This is a genomic window from Pseudomonas kermanshahensis, from assembly GCF_014269205.2.
GTDB lineage: Bacteria > Pseudomonadota > Gammaproteobacteria > Pseudomonadales > Pseudomonadaceae > Aquipseudomonas > Aquipseudomonas kermanshahensis.
Map to the genome: position 1 here is coordinate 5,020,736 of NZ_JABWRY020000001.1, position 21,368 is coordinate 5,042,103.

The 21,368-nt window shown below is 62.6% G+C and carries 18 protein-coding genes; 6 read left to right on the forward strand and 12 right to left on the reverse strand.

Annotated elements, in window-relative coordinates; translation table 11 throughout:
* Positions 1 to 68 precede the first annotated feature (68 nt).
* Positions 69 to 1,868 carry an ABC transporter ATP-binding protein gene (locus tag HU764_RS22490; protein WP_186702345.1) on the forward strand — a complete coding sequence of 600 codons (1,800 nt, stop codon included), beginning with the start codon at positions 69 to 71 and terminating at the stop codon, positions 1,866 to 1,868.
* A gap of 134 nt (positions 1,869 to 2,002) precedes the next feature.
* A complete protein-coding gene (locus HU764_RS22495; protein ID WP_225935761.1) occupies positions 2,003 to 3,466 on the forward strand; it encodes an MFS transporter in 1,464 nt (487 codons plus the stop codon).
* 201 nt (positions 3,467 to 3,667) lie between these two features.
* On the opposite strand, the gene HU764_RS22500 is transcribed toward HU764_RS22495, so the two are convergent.
* The 4 genes from HU764_RS22500 to HU764_RS22515 form a co-directional block, all read right to left on the reverse strand.
* Positions 3,668 to 4,258 carry a TetR/AcrR family transcriptional regulator gene (locus tag HU764_RS22500; protein ID WP_186702347.1) on the reverse strand — a complete coding sequence of 197 codons (591 nt, stop codon included), beginning with the start codon at positions 4,256 to 4,258 and terminating at the stop codon, positions 3,668 to 3,670.
* Between the two features lie 231 nt (positions 4,259 to 4,489).
* Positions 4,490 to 6,883 carry a TonB-dependent siderophore receptor gene (locus HU764_RS22505; RefSeq protein WP_186702348.1) on the reverse strand — a complete coding sequence of 798 codons (2,394 nt, stop codon included), beginning with the start codon at positions 6,881 to 6,883 and terminating at the stop codon, positions 4,490 to 4,492.
* A 152-nt stretch (positions 6,884 to 7,035) separates the two neighbouring features.
* On the reverse strand, positions 7,036 to 7,515 hold the full coding sequence (locus tag HU764_RS22510; RefSeq protein WP_186682981.1) for a hypothetical protein: 480 nt from the start codon (positions 7,513 to 7,515) through the stop codon (positions 7,036 to 7,038).
* Between the two features lie 107 nt (positions 7,516 to 7,622).
* Positions 7,623 to 9,164, reverse strand: a complete 1,542-nt coding sequence (locus tag HU764_RS22515; RefSeq protein ID WP_186702349.1) for an MFS transporter — start codon at positions 9,162 to 9,164, stop codon at positions 7,623 to 7,625.
* A gap of 285 nt (positions 9,165 to 9,449) precedes the next feature.
* Between HU764_RS22515 and HU764_RS22520 the strand changes: the two genes are divergently transcribed.
* The gene (locus HU764_RS22520) at positions 9,450 to 10,310 is read left to right on the forward strand and encodes a LysR family transcriptional regulator (RefSeq protein WP_186702350.1); all 861 of its coding nucleotides are present in this window, start codon (positions 9,450 to 9,452) and stop codon (positions 10,308 to 10,310) included.
* A gap of 179 nt (positions 10,311 to 10,489) precedes the next feature.
* Here HU764_RS22520 and gabP read toward each other — a convergent pair whose 3' ends face one another.
* The 3 genes from gabP to HU764_RS22535 form a co-directional block, all read right to left on the reverse strand.
* Positions 10,490 to 11,890 carry a GABA permease gene (gene gabP / locus HU764_RS22525; RefSeq protein WP_085272366.1) on the reverse strand — a complete coding sequence of 467 codons (1,401 nt, stop codon included), beginning with the start codon at positions 11,888 to 11,890 and terminating at the stop codon, positions 10,490 to 10,492.
* Positions 11,891 to 12,385: 495 nt separating this feature from the next.
* Positions 12,386 to 13,741 (reverse strand): glucarate dehydratase, encoded by a 1,356-nt coding sequence (gene gudD / locus HU764_RS22530; RefSeq protein ID WP_186702351.1) that lies wholly within the window; start codon positions 13,739 to 13,741, stop codon positions 12,386 to 12,388.
* An 18-nt stretch (positions 13,742 to 13,759) separates the two neighbouring features.
* Positions 13,760 to 15,112, reverse strand: a complete 1,353-nt coding sequence (locus HU764_RS22535) for an MFS transporter (protein WP_186702352.1) — start codon at positions 15,110 to 15,112, stop codon at positions 13,760 to 13,762.
* A 255-nt stretch (positions 15,113 to 15,367) separates the two neighbouring features.
* On the opposite strand from HU764_RS22535, the gene HU764_RS22540 reads away from it, so the two are divergent.
* Complete coding sequence (locus tag HU764_RS22540; RefSeq protein WP_186682988.1) at positions 15,368 to 16,069, forward strand: FadR/GntR family transcriptional regulator; 702 nt, start codon at positions 15,368 to 15,370, stop codon at positions 16,067 to 16,069.
* A 193-nt stretch (positions 16,070 to 16,262) separates the two neighbouring features.
* On the opposite strand, the gene HU764_RS22545 is transcribed toward HU764_RS22540, so the two are convergent.
* The 5 genes from HU764_RS22545 to HU764_RS22565 all read right to left on the reverse strand — a co-directional run bounded on the left by HU764_RS22545 (position 16,263) and on the right by HU764_RS22565 (position 19,689).
* Positions 16,263 to 17,273, reverse strand: a complete 1,011-nt coding sequence (locus HU764_RS22545) for a zinc-dependent alcohol dehydrogenase family protein (protein ID WP_085272362.1) — start codon at positions 17,271 to 17,273, stop codon at positions 16,263 to 16,265.
* A 112-nt stretch (positions 17,274 to 17,385) separates the two neighbouring features.
* Positions 17,386 to 17,976, reverse strand: a complete 591-nt coding sequence (locus tag HU764_RS22550; RefSeq protein ID WP_027595073.1) for an HAD family hydrolase — start codon at positions 17,974 to 17,976, stop codon at positions 17,386 to 17,388.
* Positions 17,973 to 18,842: an acyl-CoA thioesterase II gene (gene tesB / locus HU764_RS22555; protein ID WP_027595074.1), complete on the reverse strand. Its 870-nt coding sequence runs from the start codon at positions 18,840 to 18,842 to the stop codon at positions 17,973 to 17,975. Before tesB ends, HU764_RS22550 begins: the two co-directional genes overlap by 4 nt.
* 95 nt (positions 18,843 to 18,937) lie before the next feature.
* Positions 18,938 to 19,507: a GNAT family N-acetyltransferase gene (locus HU764_RS22560; protein ID WP_186682990.1), complete on the reverse strand. Its 570-nt coding sequence runs from the start codon at positions 19,505 to 19,507 to the stop codon at positions 18,938 to 18,940.
* Complete coding sequence (locus HU764_RS22565) at positions 19,504 to 19,689, reverse strand: hypothetical protein (RefSeq protein WP_099430516.1); 186 nt, start codon at positions 19,687 to 19,689, stop codon at positions 19,504 to 19,506. Before HU764_RS22565 ends, HU764_RS22560 begins: the two co-directional genes overlap by 4 nt.
* Here HU764_RS22565 and pmrG point away from each other — a divergent pair.
* Both pmrG and HU764_RS22575 read left to right on the forward strand, forming a co-directional pair.
* On the forward strand, positions 19,688 to 20,374 hold the full coding sequence (gene pmrG / locus HU764_RS22570; RefSeq protein ID WP_186682992.1) for a lipopolysaccharide core heptose(II)-phosphate phosphatase PmrG: 687 nt from the start codon (positions 19,688 to 19,690) through the stop codon (positions 20,372 to 20,374). The two genes, HU764_RS22565 and pmrG, sit on opposite strands and share 2 nt — an antisense overlap.
* 77 nt (positions 20,375 to 20,451) lie before the next feature.
* Entirely contained in the window at positions 20,452 to 21,366 is a 915-nt protein-coding gene (locus HU764_RS22575; protein WP_186682994.1) for a histone deacetylase family protein, read from the forward strand.
* Positions 21,367 to 21,368 lie beyond the last annotated feature (2 nt).

A 21,368-nucleotide genomic window follows, 5' to 3' on the forward strand; every position in this document is an offset into this window, starting at 1 on the left:
GGAAATCGATACAAGGAACGCTCACCGAGGGTGAGCAACCATTCAGCGCCTACAGGGCCGGAACAAAAATGACTGAACATGGCACAGCAAAAGCCGACAGCTACCATGACCTTGCCGCCAAGCATGTCTCGGCAAGCCGGATCATCGCGCTGTTCGTTCCCTATAAGATGCAAATCGCGCGGGTCATCTGCCTGATCCTGGTGTGTTCCGCGATCGGCATGGCGTCCCCTTTCCTGCTGCGGGCGATCATTGACGAGGCGTTACCTGACGCCAACATGCGCCTGCTCGTGTACCTCGCAGGTGGGCTGATTGGCGTTGCCGCGCTAACGGCAGGGCTGAATACGCTGCAAATTGTCATGTCGACAAAGATCGGCCAGTCGATCATGCATGACCTGCGCGTGAGGCTTTACTCACACCTGCAATCGCTCTCGCTGTCGTTTTTCACGGCAACACGCTCTGGCGAAATCCAGTCACGCATCGCCAGCGATATCGGTGGCCTGCAAACGCTCGTTACCCACACAGCCAACGAGTTGGCGCGTAACTTCAGCATCGTGGTAATGACCACCATCGCCATGTTTCTACTCGACTGGCGGCTTGCGCTGTTTTCGATGGTTGCGGTGCCGATCTCCATCCTGCTGAGCGACCGCGTCGGCAAGCTGCGGGAAAGCATTACCCACGAACAACAGGTACGCCTTGGCGATATGTCTGCAGCGGTTCAAGAGTCGCTGTCGATTTCGGGGGTGATCTTGGCGCGTACCCTTGGGCGCGCAGTACATTTGACCCAACGCTTCACGCGTACCTCGAAAGAAGTCGCAAGCCTGGAGGTCCGCTCCCACACTGCAGGCGAGTGGCAATGGCAATTGATCCTGCTGATGTTGTCGATGTTCCCGGCCCTCACGCTTTTGCTGGGCGGCCTACTGATGAACGCCGGGGTTCCGGCAACTATCGGCACGCTGGTGGCGATGATCGCCTTGCAGGAGCAGTTGCTCTGGCCATTGGAAGGATTGCTGGAGATCGGCCGCGAAATGCGTACCACCCGCGCCTTGTTCACCCGAGTTTTCCAGTACCTCGACCAGCCGGTAGAGATCACCGAAAAACCGGATGCCATCACGTTGGACCGGCTGCACATGCAAGGCGCAGTGCAACTGAAAAACGTCAGTTTCTCTTACCCTACCAACCTGCAACCGACGCTGACTGATGTCTCAATCGATATTCCTGCCGGCTCCAGCGTCGCCATCGTAGGTTCGACAGGGTCGGGGAAGACCACGCTGGGTTATCTGCTGGCGCGTCTTTACGATGTCTCGGCCGGTGAAATCCGCTATGACGGCGTGGATGTGCGGACGCTGAGTTTTGAAACGGTGACCGATCTGCTGGGTGTCGTTACACAAGAACCGTATCTGCTGTACGCCTCCGTGGCGGAAAACCTTCGCTTCGCAAAACCCGACGCCACCGATGAAGAGTTGATCGCAGCTGCCAAGATTGCGCAGATCCACGACAGCCTGTCGGCCCTACCCCAAGGGTATGACACGCTGGTTGGCGATCGCGGATACCGCTTCTCAGGGGGTGAAAAACAGCGCCTTGCGCTCGCGCGCACCATCTTGCGCAACCCTCCGATCCTGCTGCTCGATGAAGCGACCAGTGCGTTGGACACAAAAACCGAACGCGCCATGGAAGTTGCCCTGGCGGCCCTGTCAAAAGGTCGAACCACCATCACCATTGCACACCGCCTGTCCACCATTCGCCATGCTGACCAAATCGTCGTTCTGCAACATGGCCGCGTTGTTGAATGCGGCACGCACACCGAGCTGGAGAGCCTCAACGGTGTTTATGCGGGGCTCATCGCCAACATGAATTCAAATGCCGCTTGACCTCAGCTTAACCTGAGGTTTTATAAGGGTGGTCGGTTTGCCTTCGCAAACCCTACTCGCAATGGCGGGTGAACTTACGAAGTGGAGCCGACATGAACAAGCATCACGCCTCACCTGATTCAGGTTCGCAACCCATGCCAGAACAGCGCACGCCTGTGGATAACCGCCCGGCCAGTGCAGGCTGGGCTGCCCTGCTGTCAGGCACCAATGGCGTGCGCTCGCTGGCGTTGGCTGGGGGCGTCGTGCTGCATGCGATCAACGTCTACATTGCCACCACGATCCTGCCTTCAGTGGTCAGGGACATCGGCGGCATCGACTATTACGCGTGGAATACCACGCTGTTCGTCGCAGCCTCAATCCCCGGTTCGGCATTGTCGGCGCGGTTGCTTGGCGGTGCGGGGCCGCGAGGCGCCTACATCATTGCCACACTGGTGTTTTCCAGCGGCGCGCTGCTGTGTGCGTTTGCCCCATCGATGCCGATCCTGTTGGCCGGCCGCCTGGTTCAGGGGCTCGGCGGAGGGTTTTTGTTCGCTCTCTCCTACGCCATGATCCGGCTGGTTTTCGATGAAGCGTTATGGCCGCGGGCAATGGCGCTGGTTTCGGGCATGTGGGGGGTGGCGACGTTGGTCGGCCCGGCAGTCGGCGGTATTTTCGCCGAGCTCGGCGCCTGGCGCGCCGCGTTCTGGTCACTCATCCCCGTCGCCGTGTTATTCGCACTGCTGGCGGCCGTTGTGCTGCCCAAGCGCACCGATGAACGCGCTGGCCGCGCGCCGCTGCCACTGGCCCAATTGCTGTTTTTGACGTTGGCAGTGCTGGCCGTTTCGGCCGGCAGTGTCTTGCCTGGCTTGCTCTGGAACATCGCCGGGCTGGGCGCCGCCGTTATCTTCACAGCGCTGCTGATGGGCACGGAAAGCCGCTCACGCCATAAACTGCTGCCGACAGGTGCTTTCAGCGTCACGTCTGCGCTGGGCGCACTGTATGCGACGATGTCGCTGCTGGCCGTCGCCGTGACCAGTGGCGAGATTTTCGTGCCGCTGTTCCTTCAGGTGCTTCACCATCAATCCCCCCTCGCCGCCGGCTATCTTGCCGCGCTCATGGCTGCCGGGTGGACGCTCGGCTCGCTTGCCAGTGCTGGGGCGAGTGGCAACAGCGTTAGGCGCGCCATCCTCGCCGGCCCGCTCCTTGGGTTGGCCGGCATGGTGACGCTTGCCGTGCTGATTCGAACCGAGAGTGCAGGTGGCTGGCTGACGATCACGCCCATCTGCCTGGCCCTGGTTGCCATCGGTTTGGGGGTGGGCCTGGCTTGGCCGCACCTGCTGACCCGCGTGTTTCAGGTCGCGTCGGCTGGCGAGCAGGGCTTGGCTGCAGCGTCCATCACAACCGTGCAACTGTTTGCCACAGCACTCGGCGCGGCGCTGGCCGGCATGGTGGCAAACCTTGCCGGGCTGACGGACCCAGGCGGTATCGAGGGTACGGCCAGCGCTGCAGCTTGGCTGTTTGGCGTGTTCGCGTTGGCGCCCCTGTTGGCCTTGTTTGCGGCCCAACGCGTGGTCCGGCTGCACGCCCAATCCATCGGGCAACCGGCCTACACTCGCTAGGCTCTGTACCAAAAGCTTTGTGGGAGCGGGCTTGCCCCGCGATGGAGTGCGAAGCGCTCCTGTACCCGATATCAATTAGCGTCAAAGTCGCCGCGAATTCAGGCTTTGCTGCCGCGTTGCGGCAGATCGCGGGGCAAGCCCGCTCCCACAAAGATGGATGACCCTACTTTTCGTACAAAACCTAGAACAGCGTGCGACGCGCTATTCGAGAAAGCGCCGGATCATGCGCATCAGTGTTGGCGTATAGGCTTTGGGCTTGAAGTCCCGGTCCAGCACGGAGCGGGAGACTGCACCGTCAATGAGTGCAATGAGCCAGGTGGCAGCGATCTTCGGATCCAGGGATGCATCGATCTGACCTTGGGCGATCCCCCGCCGCAGAAGCGTTACCAGGTCGCCCTTGATCGAAGCCTCGCTGGCAGCGAACAAGGTGGCCATCTCGGGGTTGCGCATGCTCTCGGCAACGACCTCGACCCCGATCTTGGCGTAGACAGGGTCGGCGCACTGCTTGAGGAGGTCTTTGGCCAATCGCTCGATTGCCAGAATGGCATCGGGCTCTTCGGCAAGTTGGGCGAAGCGTTCGCTCATTTCGCGCCGGTCTTCCTCCACAATGGCCTCGATCACGGCCTGTTTGTTGGGGAAGTAGTGGAACAGGTTGCCTGGGCTCATGCCCGCAGCTGCACAGATTTCGTTGGTCGAAGTGCCACGAAAACCTTTCTCGGCAAAGCACGCCACAGCGGCTTCGAGGATGTGCTGCAGCTTGGCCTGGTGTTTCAGAGGATCGACTTTTCTCATGCTTTCTCCGTGGATGCAGGTGCCGACCTGCAAACTCACTCGTTAGATCGACTACTTAGTCTCTCATTGGAAAAAGCGTCTACACAAGGATGTTGGCAATGCCCGCCATACGGCGTAATGCTGTTCACTTAAGAATGCCGGGGCCGCTCTGCGGCCCCAATACAGGCGATGGATAACTTAAGTGAACAGCATTACGCCATACGGCGGGCACTTCACAATCCAGAAATCGCCTTACCAGCTATAACTCAACTTAGCCGTAACCTCCCGCCCCGGGTTGTAATAATTCGCCGTCCCCGACCCCACCACATGCTGCTCATCAAACAGATTGCTCACATTCAGCGCAAGGTCCGTCCCCTTGGCAATCTTGTAATTCAAAGCCGCATCAAACAGCGTGGTCCCATCGCTTTTCTTGGTATTGGCCGCATCCATGTAATAGGCCCCCACATACCGCGCCCCCAGCCCAACGCTCACGTCAGTATCAGGAATGCTGTAGTAGCTCCACAGCGAGGCAGAATGCTTCGGCGCCGTGGTGAACTCTTTACCCTTCAGCGACGAGCCGTCATACAACGACCCACGCAGCACTTCAGACTCCATATACGAGTAAGCCCCGATCACGCTGATGTCTTGCGTCACCTGCGCCTTGGCTTCCAGGTCCAGGCCGCGCACGCGAGACTCACCCACCGTCTGCTGCTCGATGATGCCGCTCGGCAACACCACGGCAATGGTGACGTTCTCCTGCGTCAGGTCATAAATGGCTGCAGAGAACAACGCATCCATCCCCATGGGCGAATACTTCACGCCCACTTCGTACTGCCGGCCCGTTTGCGGGGTAACGCCAACCTGTGGCGGCGAAACGGATTCCACCATGCTCACATAGGTCGACACTTCATCGTTGACGATATAGGTCAACGCGCCGCGGTAGGAGGTTTCGGAGAAGCTGTCGTTTTCACTCGAGGCGCCGCCGATGTATTCCTTGCTGGACAGGTCCATGGAATCGTTACGCACACCCGCGGTAGCGATGACGCGGTCGTAGAACGACAGGTTCTGCTGCAAGAAAACAGCCTTGGTCGTGGCGTCGTTCTTTTTACGGGTATACGGCGAGATATCGCCCGGCACGCCGGTGAAGATTGGGTTGGCGATATCGATGGAAGGCGCCAGGCCGTAGACGGAGCTTTGCTTGGTGGTGGAGTCGAGGTACTCCACACCCACCAGGGTGCTGCTGTCGATGTGCTCGAACTGGGCATCGTATTGCAGCATCAGGTTGCCGTTGAGTTGGTCGGCATCGCTGTCGGTACCAAACACGTAGCGTGGGATCGTGGTGCCAACACGCGTAGGGCTGTCGCTCAGGTAGGCGTAGCCGAAGTCATCGCTCAGCTCGCTGTAACGTAGGTTGCTGCGCAGCACGAAGCCGTTGTCGAAGTCGTGGGTGATGTTGCCGCTGAGGCTGGTGCGCTCGACGTTGTGGAAGTTGTAGCTGGGCTCACCGTAAAAATCGCTGCGGTCGTATTCCTTGTCCAGCGGGTAGCCACCGCTGTTGGGCGAGCTGTCGGTTTTCAGGTAGTCCAGGATGACGGTGGCCGAGGTGTAGTCGGTCGGCGCCCAGGTCAGGCCACCCATCACGAAGCGGTTGTCGTCTTGCGAGTGGTCGTACTCGCGGTCGCTGTTCTGCATCTTGGCGGTGAAGCGGCCGGCGACGGTTTTATCGTCGTTCAGCGCATCGCCAACATCGATGCCGGTCTCGGCATGGTCGTAGGAGCCGTAAGTGACGTAGCCCTGGCCGAACTGCTCGAAGCGGGGCTGTTTGGTCACGAAGTTGACCGAGCCACCGGGGTCGGCCGGGCCGAAGAGGGTGGAGTTGGCGCCGCGCAAAATTTCGATGCGCTCGTAGGCGTAGGGGTCTTCGCGCACACCGCGCATCGAGCTTAAGGTCAGGCCGTCGCGGTAGGTGGTGGCCTGGAAGCCGCGGATCTGGAAGTAGTCGTTGCGGTCGTCCGAGCCGTAGAAGTCACTGATGACGCCTGGGGTGTAGAGCAGGGCCTCTTCGGTGGTGCTGACGCTGCGCTGCTCCATTTCCTTGCGGGTAACCACCGACACCGACGCGGGCGTGTTGAGGATGCTGGTCGCGACTTTGCCACCCACCCACAGCTCTTTGGCGACCACCGAGTCGGCGTCGTCGTCAGCATTGGCTTTGACCTTGGCATTGATGATGACGGGCGCCAGGCGATAGTCCTCGGTCGCGCCAAGTTCAAGCGGGCCGGCAGGCTTGGTTTGCGCAATGATCAGGTAGGCATTCGGGCCTTGCTGCTCTGGCTGCAACTCGGTCCCCTGCAACAATGACGACAGTGCTGCCGACGTCTCGAGCGTGCCTTGGACGCCTTGGGTCGTGCGGTTGCCGATGCTCTGCGCATCGTAGGACAGGCTGATGCCCGCCTGGCGCGCAAAGCGGTCGAGCGCCGGCGCCAGCGGCCCCCCCGGGATGTTCCACTGCTGCAGTTGGTTGTTGTGATCAGTGGCCAAGGGTTGCGCAAGCGACGGCAAGGCATAGCTGCTGACAACCAACCCCAAGAAAGCGCCGTGCAGGGCACGATTGAAGGGGTGGCGCTGTGGAACCGGGGTCGAACTCATTTTCTCGCTCCGTGGAGTGCTGGCAGACTGGCCTGTATTCCGGCCTTCTCTACAGGCCGAACGAGAATGAGAAAACACCTCATTTATTTTCAGGTTTCTGCGCAGCACACGTCACACGCGCGCAATTGAGCCTCCTACACCGCCGTCGAGGCTTACCGTGCGCCCGCTTCCACCGTTGAATGTGCCCCGTCGTCGCGGTCATTCAACTTCAGAATGTGCTCTTTGATGGAAGTACCCGCCAGGCTGACGAACGTCATATAAAAGTCCTTACCCAGATGCAGCAATGGCGAGCCTTTCAAGGAGTCGGCGGCAGCCCTTAATGTAAATACCCCGAATTCTTCCGCGATGCTTTCGATGCTGCGCGTACGCTTGGAGGGCTCGTCATAGGGCTTCTGATACCAAGTTGCGATTTGGTAGTCGACATCTTCTCGTTCAAACACCGCATACACATGGCTGACCAGGGCTATGCTGGTTTCGCGAATCAAGCCAGGGTCGACATTGTGTTGTTCAAGCAGCGCTTCGATGGGCTGGTTCATGACAAACAGCAGGTCTGCATTCGTATAACCGGGCATCGGAGGGAACACGCCGGGAGGCAGTTCGATGGTTGGGGCAGGTACGTCGTCATCGTGCATGTGAAGCTCCTTCTTCAGCCTGAATTGGCGCGCAGTCAATTACATTTGCCAATTGAATTAGTTGCGCGTCAAGAAGAAACAATCGCATTGCGCCCACGGCCTCATCACTAGCCTTCGGTTAAACGTGCATCCTGCAGGGCCGGCAGGGGTCGGCTCAGTAACACGCCGACCAGCACCGCGAACAGCAGCGCCGCCACGCCCGCCACGTGCAACACGGCTTCAAACCCTCCGATGAAGGCCTGGCGGGCCAAAGGCGCCACTGCCTCACGCAGGCCAGGGTCCAGCGCGGTTAAAGCCGCCTGCAGGTCGCCCGCGGCAACGCGCGTGGCCATCGTGGCAACCTCGCCCAAATGCGCGGGCGCCACGGCGGCCATGGCCTCGTGCAGCAGTTGGCCGCTACGGGCCGCCAGCACGCCGCCGAGCACTCCGATGGCCAACACGATCGCGCCGAAGCGCGTGGTGGTGCTCAGCCCTGAGGCCATGCCGGTACGCTCACGGGGCACGCAGGCCATGATGTTTTTCTGCGTATCGCCATTGAGCAGCCCTGCCCCCGCGCCCAGCACCACGCTGGCCAGGGCAAAAGCGCTGTAGCCGCCGTAGCCAGCGGCCCAGGCACACAGCAGGTTGCCTGCGCCCACCAGCAACAGGCCAAGGGCGAACACCTGGGCCGGGCTCAGGTGAGTGGCCAGGCGCATGCCCAGGCGGGGTGTCAGCAGCATGGCCACGGCGAACGGCAGCATCCCCGCCCCCGCCGCCAGGGCCGACAGTTGAAGGCCGTTTTGCAGGTAGAGCGGCAGCAGGGTCATCATCACCTGGGCACAGGCCGCATAGCCAAACATGCCCAACAGGGCACCCACGAAACGCCCGCTGCGCATCAGCCGCAGGTCGATCATCGGCCGTGTCTGGCTGCGTTCGACCATGATGAACAGGCCGAACAGGAATGCGCTGATCAGCAGCCGCGCCAGGGTCTGGGCGCTGCCCCAACCGGCTTGGTTGGCGTCGATCATTGCCCAGATCAGGTAGCCCAGGCTGCCTGCGAAGGTCAGGCTACCCCAGGGGTCGAGGCGTGCTGCGGCGCTGTCGCGAGACGGCTCGACGCTGCGCAGTACCATCACGGCCAGCACCGCCACCAATGGCAGGTTGATGTAGAAGATCCAGCGCCAGCCAAGCGTGCTGGCGATCACCCCGCCGAGCAGGGGCGCGAAGGTGATGGTGGCGCCCATGCAGGCGCCCCAGAAGGCCCAGGCGCGCAGGCGTTCCTGGGGTTCATGGAAGCGGTGGCCGATGGCGGCGAGTGCCGAGGTCAGCAACATGGCGGCGCCGATGCCCTTGGCCGCTCTGGCCAGGTTGAGGAACATTAAGCTGGGGGCTGCGCCGCAGGCCAGCGAGGCGATGCCGAACACCGCCAGGCCGATCAGCAGCAGGCGGCGTCGGCCAAAGCGGTCGGCCAGGCTGCCGGCGGGCAGCAGGCAGGCGGCGAAGGCCAGCAGGTAGGCGCTGACCACCCATTCGATATCAGCGAACGCGCCGGACAGGTCGCGGGCGATGCTGGGCAGGCTGACGGCGACGATGTTGGTGTCGAGGATGATCAGGGCGCAGACCAGTGAGGCGGTGAGCAGGGTGAAGCGCGGGGAAGCGGGCGTGGGCATGGCAAGGCTCCGAAGGCGGGCTGGATCTTTGGGGCCGCTGCGCGCCCCTTCGCAGCACAAGGCTGCTCCTACAGGTGCAGCGCATGCCTTGGGTGCTGCGCTGTACCTGTAGGAGCAGCCTTGTGCTGCGAAGGGGCGCGCAGCGGCCCCGGCAATATCACTCACAGCACCGATACCTTTGCCGCCATGGCACCAGCCTTGTAGTGTTGTCTTCACCCTAACGCCATCAGCCCCACGGCTTGTTAGCCACAGTGGCCCGCGTCATTAGCTTGCAGGTAACACCGCATGGAAATCCGCCATTTCCGCTACTTCCTCTGCGTCGCCCAGCACGGCCATTTCACCCGTGCCGCAGAACAGTTGGGCATCGCTCCGCCTACCCTCAGCCGGCAGATCCAGGACATGGAACGCGAGCTGGGCGTGCGCCTGTTCGAGCGCAGCCAACGCGAGGTGAACCTCACCGCTGCAGGCCAGGCATTGCTGATCGAAGCCGAGCAGGCCGTACGCCAGTTCGATGTCGCACAACTGGGCGCGCAGCGTGCAGGGCGCGGCGAAAGCGGGCGTATCGAGATGGGCTATGTGGCCTCTGCCGCGTATTCGGGCATGCTGCAGCGGCAGGTGACCGGCTTTAGCGAAAGCCACCCGGACGTACGCCTGAACATCCGCGAGCTGCCCATGTTGGAGTTGCCTGGACAGGTGCGCGATGGCCTGCTCGACCTCGCCTACGTGCGCTCGCCGATGGAGCTGCCTGAAGAACTGGAAGCCATCGCCCTGCACCAGGAAGGTTTCGTTCTCGCCCTGCCTGCCAACTCGCGGATCAATGAGTTGCCACAGATCCCTGCATCACGCCTGGCCAATGAGACCTTCATCCTCCCCGAGCAGATTTCCGGCACGCTCGAAGTCTCGGCACAAGGTGGTTTCGTGCCACGGCTCGGCCCGCAACCCGGGAGCCTGGTCGCGGTCATCACCTTGGTTTCGTTGGGCCAGGGCATCGCCGTGGTGCCGGAGTCGGTCGTGCAGCGCATCAGCCTGGCGCAGGTGAATTACCGGCGTATCGCCGATTGCCAGGCCAGCTCATGGCTGAGCCTGATTCATCGGCGTTTCGAAAAGGCACCTGCGGTGATCAGGTACATCGAGATGATGCGCTGATCCCCCGCAGTAAACGTCTCACCCCATCGCCTGTAATGGGGCCGCTTTGCGGCCCATCGCGGCACAAGGCCGCTCCCACAATGTTCGCGTATGCCCTGTAAATAGGGCATAACGCGGTCGGTGTGAGAGCGGCCCCGGCATTCTTAAGTGAACAGGGGTGAGACTTTTGGCGTGGACGATTAAGCCGATCCCCTCACCGACCGCGCCGCCACTGCCTGCGTATGCCCACGCGATGTGACTATCCCCAGGAAGGAAATCACGATCGCCAGGCCCAGTGTCGAGCTCACTTCCACCCGGTGCTCAGGCGTATACATCATCACCGCCAGCGCCGCGGCGATGAAGATGATCACCGCCCAGGTCAGCCATGGGAACAGCCACATACGGAACTTCAGTTCGGCGTTCTCGCGCTCCAGACGGCGGCGCATGCGCAGCTGGGAGATGGCGATGACCATGTACACCAGCAAGGCGATGGCGCCAGAGCTGGCCAGCAGGAACTCGAACACGCCTTTGGGCGCGAAGTAGTTGAGGATGGCGATGGCCGCGCCAATCAGGGTGCTGCCAAATACCGCCGAGCGCGGCACGCCGACCTTGGAGGTCTTGTTGAGGAAGGCCGGTGCGTCACCGCGCTTGGCCAGCGAATACATCATCCGCGAGGCAATGTAGATCGACGAGTTCATGCAGCTGGTCACGGCCACCAGCACCACCAGGTCGACCATGAAGGCTGCGTTGGGGATGTTCATGATCTCCAGCGCACGCTGGTAGGAGCCGACCACCGCCAATTGTGGATCGTTCCACGGCACTACTGAGATGATCACGAAGATCGACAGGATGTAGAAGGTGCTGATCCGCCAGATTACCGAACGCGTGGCCTTGGCGATGTTGCGTGACGGGTCGCTGGACTCGGAGGCGGCGATGGTCACGGCCTCGGTACCGATGAAGCTGAACATCACGGTGATGAAGGCACCGATGACGGCAGACCAGCCCTTGGGCGCGAAACCGCCGTGCTCGGCGACCAACGTGCTCAAACCGCTGACTTCACGGTTTGGCAGCCAGCCCATCAAGGCCGCGAAGCCCAGGCCGATGAAGCCGAGGATGGCGGTGACCTTGAGAATCGCGAACCAGAACTCGAACTCGCCGTACTTGGCCACGCTGAACAGGTTGGTACCTGCCAACAGCAGCACCGAGGCCAGTGCGAAGATCCAGCTGTCCACTTGCGGGAACCAAGCGTTCAGTACATGCCCCGCCGCCAGTGCCTCGATGGGGATGACCAACACCCAGAACCACCAGTACAACCAGCCAATGGTGTAGCCAGCCCAGCGGCCAATGGCCTGGTCGGCGTAGGTGGAGAAGGACCCGGTATCAGGATGCGCGACGGCCATTTCGCCGAGCATGCGCATGACCAGTACCACCAGGGTGCCGGCCACGAAGTAAGAAATTATGGTGGCTGGCCCGGCCGCGGCAATCGCGTGCCCGGAGCCTACGAATAGTCCTGCACCGATAATGCCCGCGATGGACAGCATCGTTACATGACGTGGCTTGAAACCTTGTGCAAGGTTGCCATCAGATCCCACGGTGTTCATTGATCTTGTTCTCTTTTTGCTGACACAAGGAAGGACGGGGGCAGGCGTAGGCGAACATTATCTCCTAGAGAGTCCATCGGAATGACACATCACTCACGCGCTGTTGTTGGCCTTTTGCACGCATTCAGAGCAACGCACCAGCAGAATTCGAGGTCCATTTAAGCCCCGTAAGGCGTAGGAAAATTACACGAGAACGTCCCGCAGGTGTGCGATCACGACAACGCTTTTCCATTCCCGCCAGATGTCGCGATTGGCATGTCCAAACGCGCCATCGGGCCGTCTGAAGCTATCGTTTTTCATTTGGGTGTGCATCGCCCTGCAACGCTTGCTGCATCGTCAGGGCTCGGATTCTTGCACTGTAGGAGCAGCCTTGTGCTGCGAAGAGGCCGGTGAACACAGCAGAGATTCACTGTGTGTTCACCGGCCTCTTCGCAGCACAAGGCTGCTCCTACACAGAGGGTGTGTTGGGCGCTTGGGCAGCGCGCTAGAAAGGGCTCAGCGCACCAGGCAAGGGCGCTTGTTGTCGAACTGCCAGCCCGGTATCAGAAACTGCATCGCCACGCTGTCATCCCGCGCCCCGAGGCCCATGTTGCGGTAGCACTCGTGCGCCTTGGCCAGTTGGTCTTCATCGATCTCCACACCCAACCCAGGCCGCGCCGGCACGTGCACATGGCCGTCGACGATACGCAGCGGCTCACGCGTCAGGCGCTGGCCGTCCTGCCAGATCCAGTGGGTGTCGATGGCGGTGATTTCACCCGGCGCGGCGGCAGCCACCTGGGTGAACATGGCCAGGGAGATGTCGAAGTGGTTGTTCGAGTGCGAGCCCCAGGTCAGCCCCCAGTCGTTGCACATCTGCGCCACCCGCACCGAGCCCTGCAAGGTCCAGAAGTGCGGGTCGGCCAGCGGGATGTCCACCGATTGCAGTTGGATCGCATGGCCCATCTGGCGCCAGTCGGTGGCGATCATGTTGGTGGCGGTGGGCAGCCCCGTGGCACGACGGAACTCGGCCATCACCTCGCGGCCCGAGTAGCCGTTTTCGGCACCGCAGGGGTCTTCGGCATAGGCCAGCACGTCGTGCTTGTCACGGCACAAGGCGATGGCCTCTTTAAGCGACCAGGCGCCGTTCGGGTCGAGGGTGATGCGCGCATCGGGGAAGCGTTCGGCCAGGGCGGTCACTGCCTCCATCTCTTCCTCACCGCGCAATACGCCACCCTTGAGCTTGAAGTCACTGAAGCCATAGCGCTGCCAGGCGGCTTCGGCCAGGCGCACGACCGCGTCCGGGGTCAGGGCCTTCTCGTGGCGCACGCGGAACCAGTCATCGTCCGCCTCCGCCTCGCTGCGGTAGGCCAAGTCGGTCTGCTGGCGGTCGCCGATGTAGAACAGGTAACCGAGCATCTTCACCGCCTCGCGCTGCTGCCCTTCGCCGAGCAGTGCGGCCATGGGCACATTCAGGTGCTGGCCAAGCAGGTCGAGCAATGCAGATTCGATGGCTGTCACTGCGTGCACGGTGATGCGCAGGTCGAAAGTCTGCAGCCCGCGGCCGCCGGCATCGCGGTTGGCGAAGGCCTGGCGCATGGCGTTGAGCACGCGCTGGTAATGGCCGATGGGCTGGCCTACGACCAGGCTGCGGGCATCTTCCAGGGTCTGGCGAATCTTCTCGCCACCCGGCACCTCGCCCAGGCCGGTGTTGCCAGCGCTGTCGCGCAGCACTACCACGTTGCGGGTGAAGTACGGGCCATGGGCGCCACTGAGGTTGAGCAGCATGCTGTCGTGGCCAGCCACCGGGATCACGCGCAAATCGGTGACCACGGGGGTGGCGGTGTGAACGGCGGGAGTCGTCTGCATGTTCATGGTTTTATCTCGCAGTCATCAGTGGGTCTGGCCCAGGGCCGAAGGCGCCTTGAGCTCATCGGAAGGAGCGCCCTTTGGGCGAGTGCGTACGAAGAACACGGCGATGGCTGCCAGCACCGACGTCACCGCCAGGCCATACAAGCCGCCTTGGATCGAGCCGGTCTGCTGCTCGAGCAGGCCGAAGGTGGTGGGGGCCACGAAACCGCCGAGGTTGCCGACCGAGTTGATCAGGGCAATCACTGCCGCCGCGATGCGGGCGTCCAGGTAGCCCTGAGGTATCGGCCAGAACAGCGACGAGGCCGACTTGAAACCGATGGCGGCAAAACAGATGGCGACAAAGGCGAACACCGGCCCACCGGTGGTGGACATGAACATGCCGATGGCGGCGACCACCAGCGCGGCGGCTACCCAGGCCTGCTGGAACTTCCAGCGTGCCGAGCCGGATGCGAAGGCGTACATCGCCAGGATCGAGATCAGCCAGGGGATCGAGTTGAAGAAGCCAACCTGCAGGTCGCTGAGGTCGCCCATGCGCTTGATGATGCTCGGCAGCCAGAAGGTCGCGGCATAGATAGTCAGCTGGATGCAGAAGTAGATCAGGCAGAACAGCACGATCTGGCGGTCTTTGAGCAGGCTCCAGGCCGAGGTCTTGACGCTACCGACGGCCTCCCGCTCACGCTGCTCGCGGTCGATGGTGTGCACCAGCGCATCCTGCTCGGCCTGGCTCAGCCACTTGGCATCCTGCGGCTTGGAGTCGAGCCAGAAGAACACGAAGAAGCACAGCGTTACCGAGGCCATGCCTTCGATGAACAGCATCCACTGCCAGCCATGCAGGCCAAGGCCCTGGATTTGCATCAAGGCCCCGGCCAGCGGGCCGGAGATCAGCGACGCCAGTGCCGAACCGCTGAGAAAAATCGCAATCGCCTTGCCGCGCTCGGCGCCGGGCAGCCAACGGGTGAAGTAGTAGATCACCCCAGGGAAGAACCCGGCCTCGGCGACGCCCAACAAAAACCGCAGCACATAGAACTGGGTTTCGGTCTGGACAAAGGCCATGGCCGTGGCCACCAGCCCCCAGGTGAACATGATGCGGGTCAGCCACAGCCGAGCGCCGACACGCTGCAGGAGCATGTTCGAGGGCACTTCGAACAATGCGTAGCCAATGAAAAACAGCCCGGCGCCAAACCCATAGGCAGCAGCGCTGATGCCCAGGTCGCTTTCCAGGTGTGGGCGGACGAAGCCGATGTTGACGCGGTCGAGGTAGTTGACGATGAACATGATGACGAACAGCGGCAGGACGTGGCGCTTGACCTTGGCCACGGCACTGGCCAAAGCGTCGCCATCCTTCCCGGCAGACGGAGCGAGGGTGTCGTTCACTTGCGGATCTCCCACTAGTTGTTTTTATGCGGGTTGTCTGACATGACAGTGGGGTGGAGCATAGGCCTCGCGCAGTTGTACGACAAGATCGATAACGTCGACAAAAGTACAAAATACAAGCTGTAAAAATGATTATTTGCTGCGAACGTTCAAAAACAACCGAGTACGATGCGGCCTTCTCGATCAGATAAATAAGCGGAAATTATTTTTGTGTTTTAACTTGTCGTACAAGCTATCGATACCACGGAGCACACCATGGACTCAGCACACCCCCGTGTGCGCGGCCACAGCCGCGCACACGACCTGGTCTCCAGCCTGACGCAGCAGATTTTGCTGGGCACCTTCAAGCCAGGCGACAAATTGCCCTCGGAAAACACCCTGGTGCGTGAACATGGGGTCAGCCGCACCGTGGTGCGCGAAGCCTTGTCGAAGCTGCAGGCCTCAGGGCTGGTGGAGCCCCGCCACGGGATCGGTACCTTCGTGATAGAGCGCCAGCCCCAGGCGGGGCTGCGCGTTGGCGCGGAAAACGCCGCCAGCGTGCGCGACCTGCTGGAATTGCGCATCGGCCTGGAAGGCCAAGCCGCCGCCCTCGCCGCAGTGCGCCGCGACGACGGGCACGTGGCACGCATGCGCCAGGCGCTGGACGACTATCAAGACTTGGCGGCCGCTGGCGACAGTTGCATCGAGGCCGACCGGCGCTTTCACCTGCTGATCGCCGAGGCCACCGGCAACCTGTATTTCAGCGAAATGATGGCCCAGCTCGGCAGCGGTTTGATCCCCCGCAACCGCATGGCCCTGGCCGAACGCGCCGGCGCCAAGCTGGCCAGGCATGCGTACCTGGCCAACCTGGAGCATGAGGCGATACTCAATGCCATCCGCCGCCAGGACTCGGATGCGGCACGGGCGGCGATGTGCCTGCACCTGTCCAATAGCCGCGACAGATTACTGCCCGACTAGGGGCCGCGATGCGGCCCATTCGCGGGCAAGCCCGCTCCCACCCGAACCGTGTAGCACCCAAGGCTAGCACCGCACCCGTGTAGCACCGAAGGCTAGCGCCGCACCCGTGTAGCCTCCAAGGCTAGCGCCGCACCTGTGGGAGCTGGCTTGCCAGCGATGAGGCCGGACAAGGCAATCGGACTCACAGGTGCGATTACCAGGTCAGGCAGATCTTGCCGAAATGCCGATTGCTCTCCTGGTAGCGGAACGCATCGACGATCTGCTCCAGTTCGAAGTGCTTGTCCACCACCGGCCGCAGGCCATTGGCATCGATCGCCCGCACCATCGCCTGCTGCTGTGCACGGCTGCCGACCAGCACGCCCTGCAGGCGGATTTGCCGCACCAGTGCCTGAACCAACGGCAACTGCCCCGCTACCCCGGTGAGAATGCCGATCAACGACACATGCCCGCCGATGCGCGTGGCAATCATCGACTGCTCCAGGGTCGCCGGCCCGCCCACTTCGATCACATGGTCGACCCCGCGGTTGTGGGTCAGCTCACGCACCTTCTCACCCCAGGCCGGGGTGCTTTTGTAGTTGATCAGGTGGTCGGCGCCGAGGGCCTTGAGGCGCTCGAGTTTGGCATCGCTGGACGAGGTCGCGATCACCGTGGCACCCGCCAGCTTGGCGAACTGCAAGGCGAAGATCGACACCCCGCCCGTGCCCTGCACCAGCACGGTATCGCCGGGCTTGAGGTGGTCATCGCTCATCAATGCGCGCCAGGCCGTCAGCCCTGCAGTGGTCAGCGTGGCCGCCTCGGCGTGGCTGTAGCCCTTGGGCGCCAGGGTGAAGGCGGTGGCGCGGGCAGTGACCTGTTCACGGGCGTAGCCGTCGAGGCCATCGCCGGGCACCCGGGCAAACCCTTCGACATTGGCCTGGCCGTCGAGCCAGTCTGGGAAGAAGGTACTGACAACGTTGTCGCCGACCTGGAACTCGCTGACACCCGGCCCCACTGCCGTGACCTCGCCGGCACCGTCGGCCATGGGGATACGCCGCTCGCTCGGCCCCCACATGCCGCTGACCACGGCGAAGTCGTGGTAGTTGAGGGAACTGGCGTGCAGACGCACAGTGATTTCGCCGGCCTGTGGCGCAGGCGCCTCGCAGGTGCCGACCTGGACGTTGTCGTAGCCGCCGCCAGGTTGGACGTAGATGGCCTTGCTGCTCATGGCTGGGTCTCCATTCAGGGAAAAACTGCGGTTCAGCATAGCCAGTGCAGGCTGCCTCCTCCCGTGTGGGAGCGGGTTTACCCGCGAAGAGGCCCGCACGGCCAACAAAAAATCAGCCAAGCATCGCGCGCAACGCTCGGCAATCCGCCGCATGCCAATCCACCAGATGCGGCCATGGGTTATCCGGCAAGTTGACCAATACGGTACGCGCCCCGGCCGCACGCCCACAATCCAGGTCAAAGCGATAGTCACCCACCATCACCAGTTCGCTCGGCGCCACACCCCACGCCTCTGCAATCTTCAGCAGGCCATCCGGGCTAGGCTTGGGTTCGGCCTCATCACGGCCAAGCACATGCTCCACCGGGAAGCAGTCGGCCAGACCGATGGCCTCCAGGGTGACATGAGCCAACTCCCGGGCATTGCGGGTCAGGATCGCCAGCCGGCAGCCACGCCCGGCCAGTTCGCGCACCAGCTCCACCGCCCCCGTCGCGGCCGTCGAAGCCAGCGCCAGGTCGCGTTCATGCTCCAGCAGCCAGGCGTGCTTGGCCGCCGCTTGCGCCGCCGGCAAGGCCGCCAGGTGGGTCAGTATGTCGTCTTCAGGCGGTATCTCCAGCGCTTCGCGAATCGCCGCAAAGTCATGCACCGCCACGGTCAGGGTGCCGTCCATGTCGAACACCCAGTTACGTACCTCGCCCAGGCTCATGCCCAGTCCTTGCGATGGCGAATCAGGCCTTCCTGGCTCGACGACGCCACCAGTTGCCCGGCCTGGTTGAAGATGCTGCCACGGCAGAAGCCGCGGGCATTGCCGGCCCACGGGCTGTCGGTGGCGTACAGCAACCACTCGTCGGCGCGCAGGTTGCCATGGAACCACAGCGAATGATCGAGGCTGGCGATCTGCATGTCGCGCTGCCACACCGATTTGCCATGGGGCAGCAAGGCGGTGGTCAGCAGGCCGAAGTCCGAGGCGTAAGCCAGCAAGTACTTGTGCAGCGCAGGCACGTCCGGCAGGTTGCCGTCGGCACGGAACCAAGCGTACTTCACCGGGTCGCCGGGCTTGGGGTTGAACGGGTCACGCTCGGTCACCGGGCGGATCTCGATCGGTTTGGCGCACAGCACTTTGTCGCGGATGCGCTCTGGCAGGTGCTCAGCCATGGCACTGGCCAGTTCGACTTCGCTGGGCAGGTTTTCCGGGCCGACCACATCGGGCATCTGCGCCTGGTGCTCGAAGCCCTCTTCGTCGTACTGGAACGACGCGCTGCAAGTGAAGATGGTGTGGCCCTTCTGGATTGCCGTCACCCGCCGGGTGCTGAAGCTGCCGCCGTCACGCACGCGGTCCACCGAATAGACCACCGGCAAACTGGCGTCGCCAGGGCGCAGAAAGTAACCGTGCAGCGAATGCACATGGCGCGCATCTTCGACCGTCTGGCTCGCCGCCGACAATGACTGGCCCAGCACTTGCCCACCGTACAACTGGCGGAAGCCCAGGTCCTGGCTGCGTCCACGGAACAGGTTCTCCTCGATGGACTCGAGGCTCAACAGGTCGACCAGGTCGTCCAACACATGACTCATCGGGGGTTCTCCTAGCAAGGCAACACGGCTCTACAGCGCTTTCATGAAGGCGAATGATACAGGGTTTGTCATTCGCACCGCGCATGCCCATCCATTCAGCCGCGCAGGGTCTGCTCCCAGCGTGCGCGGTCGATGCGATACAGCACATGCGGGCGCAATGGGTGGCCGGCAGGCAGGCGCGGGTGTTCGAAACTGCCGCTCGGGTCCTGCTGCATGCCGATGGCCTGCATCACTTTCTGCGAGGGCAAGTTGCTCTCACTAGTGAACGACACCACCTCGTCCAGGCGCAATTGGGCGAAGGCACAACGCAGGCAGGTCCAGGCCGCTTCACTGGCAAACCCCAAGCCCCAGTGGCGACGCGCCAGGCGCCAGCCGATTTCTACCGCGGGCGCAAAATCGGCATCGAAGCTGACGTTCAGCAGCCCGGTCATGCCGATGAAGGCGCCGCTGTCTTTGCGCTCCAGCGCCCACAGGCCAAACCCATGCTCATTGAAATGGCCACGGATTCGACCAATCAGCGCAGCCGCCTCCAAGCGCGTCAGGGGTGCCGGAAAATACTGCATCACGTGCGGGTCGGCGCACAGCGCGGCGAACTCGCGCAGGTCGTCGTCGTGCCATTGCCGCAGCACCAGCCGTGCGCTTTCCAGGTGAAGAATCGGGGTCATCGGGCGTGCTCCGGTTTTGCTGTCTTGCAGTTTACAGCGTAGGCGCGGGCGACGGTTTCACTCAAGCGGCGGCGCCTGAATGCAATTTTCACAACGCCTTCACCGCCACCCGACAGGCCGCTCACCAGAATGTCGCCAGCCACGACCACACCCGGCGCGGCCATGCCATCGGAGTCCCGCATGCTATCGAGCAATACCCTGGGCCACCCTGCCATCCACGCCCGGCGCAAGCGACGTTTATCACGCAAGGCCCTCGGTGCCGCTTTGGGCCTGTGCATGGTCGTGGCGGCGTTGACCACCTGGCTGGCAACGAGGACGCACATCGTGGACCTTGGCAACGAGCAACAGTTGAGTGACAGCGGCCTGCTGCAGGATTGGGCCGAAGGCGCAGTGATCGTGATGATCCGCCATGCCGAACGCTGCGACAGCGCACCCGGGCCCTGCCTGGACGACCCCACCGGCATCACCGTGGCCGGCACCCAGGCGGCCACCCGCGTCGGCCAGGGTTTGCACACGCTGGGCTTAAGCAATGCCGATGTGCTGAGCAGCCCTAAAGTGCGGACTCGCCAGACCGCGCACTTCATTCTGGGCCAGGCCGTGCCGAGCGCTGCCTGGCTGGAGAGCTGCGACAACCCGTTCGCCGATGAAGCCCTGGCGCGCAAACGCCCGGGTCACAACCTGGTGTTGGTGACCCACAATGGTTGCATCGATCACTTCCAGCGCCAGCAGCGTGTAGTCGGTGGGGAACGGGAAAGCGGCTATGCCAGTGCGCTGTTCGTGTCGGTCGACGGCAACGGCAAGGCGCGGATTCTCGGGCGCTTGAACGAGCCGGATTGGCAGCGGGTACTGGCCAGCATCGGCAAATGACACGCTAATGCCACAAGCCGGTTGCGCGGCGCGTCACAACTGGCAAGATCAGCACTGGCCCCGATTGCGAACCGACCATGCCGTTGCCGCTGATCTACCACGATGACTACAGCCCGGAATTCCCCGCCGAGCACCGCTTCCCGATGGACAAGTTTCGCTTGCTGCGCGACCACCTGGTCGACAGCGGCCTGACCCGTGACCAGGACCTGTTGCGCCCGCAAATCTGCCCCAACGACATCCTTGCCCTGGCCCACGACCGAAGCTACATCGAACGCTACATGAGCGGCGACCTGTCCCGCGAGGACCAGCGTCGCCTCGGCCTGCCCTGGAGCGAGGCGCTGGCCCGGCGCACCGTGCGCGCCGTGGGCGGTTCGCTGCTGAGCGCCGAGCTGGCCTTGCAGCACGGCATCGCCTGCCACTTGGCCGGCGGCACCCACCACGCCCATTACGACCACCCTGCAGGCTTTTGCATCTTCAACGACCTGGCCGTGATCAGCCGCTACCTGCTGGAAGCTGGGCGGGTGCACCGGGTGCTGATTTTCGACTGCGACGTGCACCAGGGCGACGGCACCGCGCGAATTCTGCACGACACCCCCGATGCAATTACCGTGTCTCTGCACTGTGAACAGAACTTCCCGGCCCGCAAGGCCCAGAGCGACTGGGACATCCCCCTGCCCCGTGGCATGGGCGACGCGGCCTACCTCAAGGTGGTGGAAGACGCCCTCAACTACCTGTTGCCGCTCTACCAGCCAGACCTGGTGCTGTACGACGCCGGCGTCGATGTGCACAAGGACGATGCCCTGGGCTACCTGCAGTTGACCGATGAGGGCCTGGCGGCACGCGACGAGTTGGTGATGCGCCAGTGCCTGGGCCGCGACATCCCGGTGGTGGGCGTGATCGGTGGCGGCTACAGCAAGGACCGCGTGGCCCTGGCACGGCGCCACGGCATCCTGCACCACAGTGCGGCGCGGGTCATGGGTTGTTCACAATGACT

What these genes read in the sequence shown, in the direction of transcription:
- HU764_RS22490 (WP_186702345.1), top strand. Translation starts at nt 69, where the DNA reads ATGACTGAACATGGCACAGCAAAAGCCGACAGCTACCATGACCTTGCC.
- HU764_RS22495 (WP_225935761.1), top strand. Translation starts at nt 2,003, where the DNA reads ATGCCAGAACAGCGCACGCCTGTGGATAACCGCCCGGCCAGTGCAGGC.
- HU764_RS22500 (WP_186702347.1), bottom strand. Translation starts at nt 4,258, where the DNA reads ATGAGAAAAGTCGATCCTCTGAAACACCAGGCCAAGCTGCAGCACATC.
- HU764_RS22505 (WP_186702348.1), bottom strand. Translation starts at nt 6,883, where the DNA reads ATGAGTTCGACCCCGGTTCCACAGCGCCACCCCTTCAATCGTGCCCTG.
- HU764_RS22510 (WP_186682981.1), bottom strand. Translation starts at nt 7,515, where the DNA reads ATGCACGATGACGACGTACCTGCCCCAACCATCGAACTGCCTCCCGGC.
- HU764_RS22515 (WP_186702349.1), bottom strand. Translation starts at nt 9,164, where the DNA reads ATGCCCACGCCCGCTTCCCCGCGCTTCACCCTGCTCACCGCCTCACTG.
- HU764_RS22520 (WP_186702350.1), top strand. Translation starts at nt 9,450, where the DNA reads ATGGAAATCCGCCATTTCCGCTACTTCCTCTGCGTCGCCCAGCACGGC.
- gabP (WP_085272366.1), bottom strand. Translation starts at nt 11,890, where the DNA reads ATGAACACCGTGGGATCTGATGGCAACCTTGCACAAGGTTTCAAGCCA.
- gudD (WP_186702351.1), bottom strand. Translation starts at nt 13,741, where the DNA reads ATGAACATGCAGACGACTCCCGCCGTTCACACCGCCACCCCCGTGGTC.
- HU764_RS22540 (WP_186682988.1), top strand. Translation starts at nt 15,368, where the DNA reads ATGGACTCAGCACACCCCCGTGTGCGCGGCCACAGCCGCGCACACGAC.
- HU764_RS22545 (WP_085272362.1), bottom strand. Translation starts at nt 17,273, where the DNA reads ATGAGCAGCAAGGCCATCTACGTCCAACCTGGCGGCGGCTACGACAAC.
- HU764_RS22550 (WP_027595073.1), bottom strand. Translation starts at nt 17,976, where the DNA reads ATGAGCCTGGGCGAGGTACGTAACTGGGTGTTCGACATGGACGGCACC.
- tesB (WP_027595074.1), bottom strand. Translation starts at nt 18,842, where the DNA reads ATGAGTCATGTGTTGGACGACCTGGTCGACCTGTTGAGCCTCGAGTCC.
- HU764_RS22560 (WP_186682990.1), bottom strand. Translation starts at nt 19,507, where the DNA reads ATGACCCCGATTCTTCACCTGGAAAGCGCACGGCTGGTGCTGCGGCAA.
- pmrG (WP_186682992.1), top strand. Translation starts at nt 19,688, where the DNA reads ATGCTATCGAGCAATACCCTGGGCCACCCTGCCATCCACGCCCGGCGC.
- HU764_RS22565 (WP_099430516.1), bottom strand. Translation starts at nt 19,689, where the DNA reads ATGCGGGACTCCGATGGCATGGCCGCGCCGGGTGTGGTCGTGGCTGGC.
- HU764_RS22575 (WP_186682994.1), top strand. Translation starts at nt 20,452, where the DNA reads ATGCCGTTGCCGCTGATCTACCACGATGACTACAGCCCGGAATTCCCC.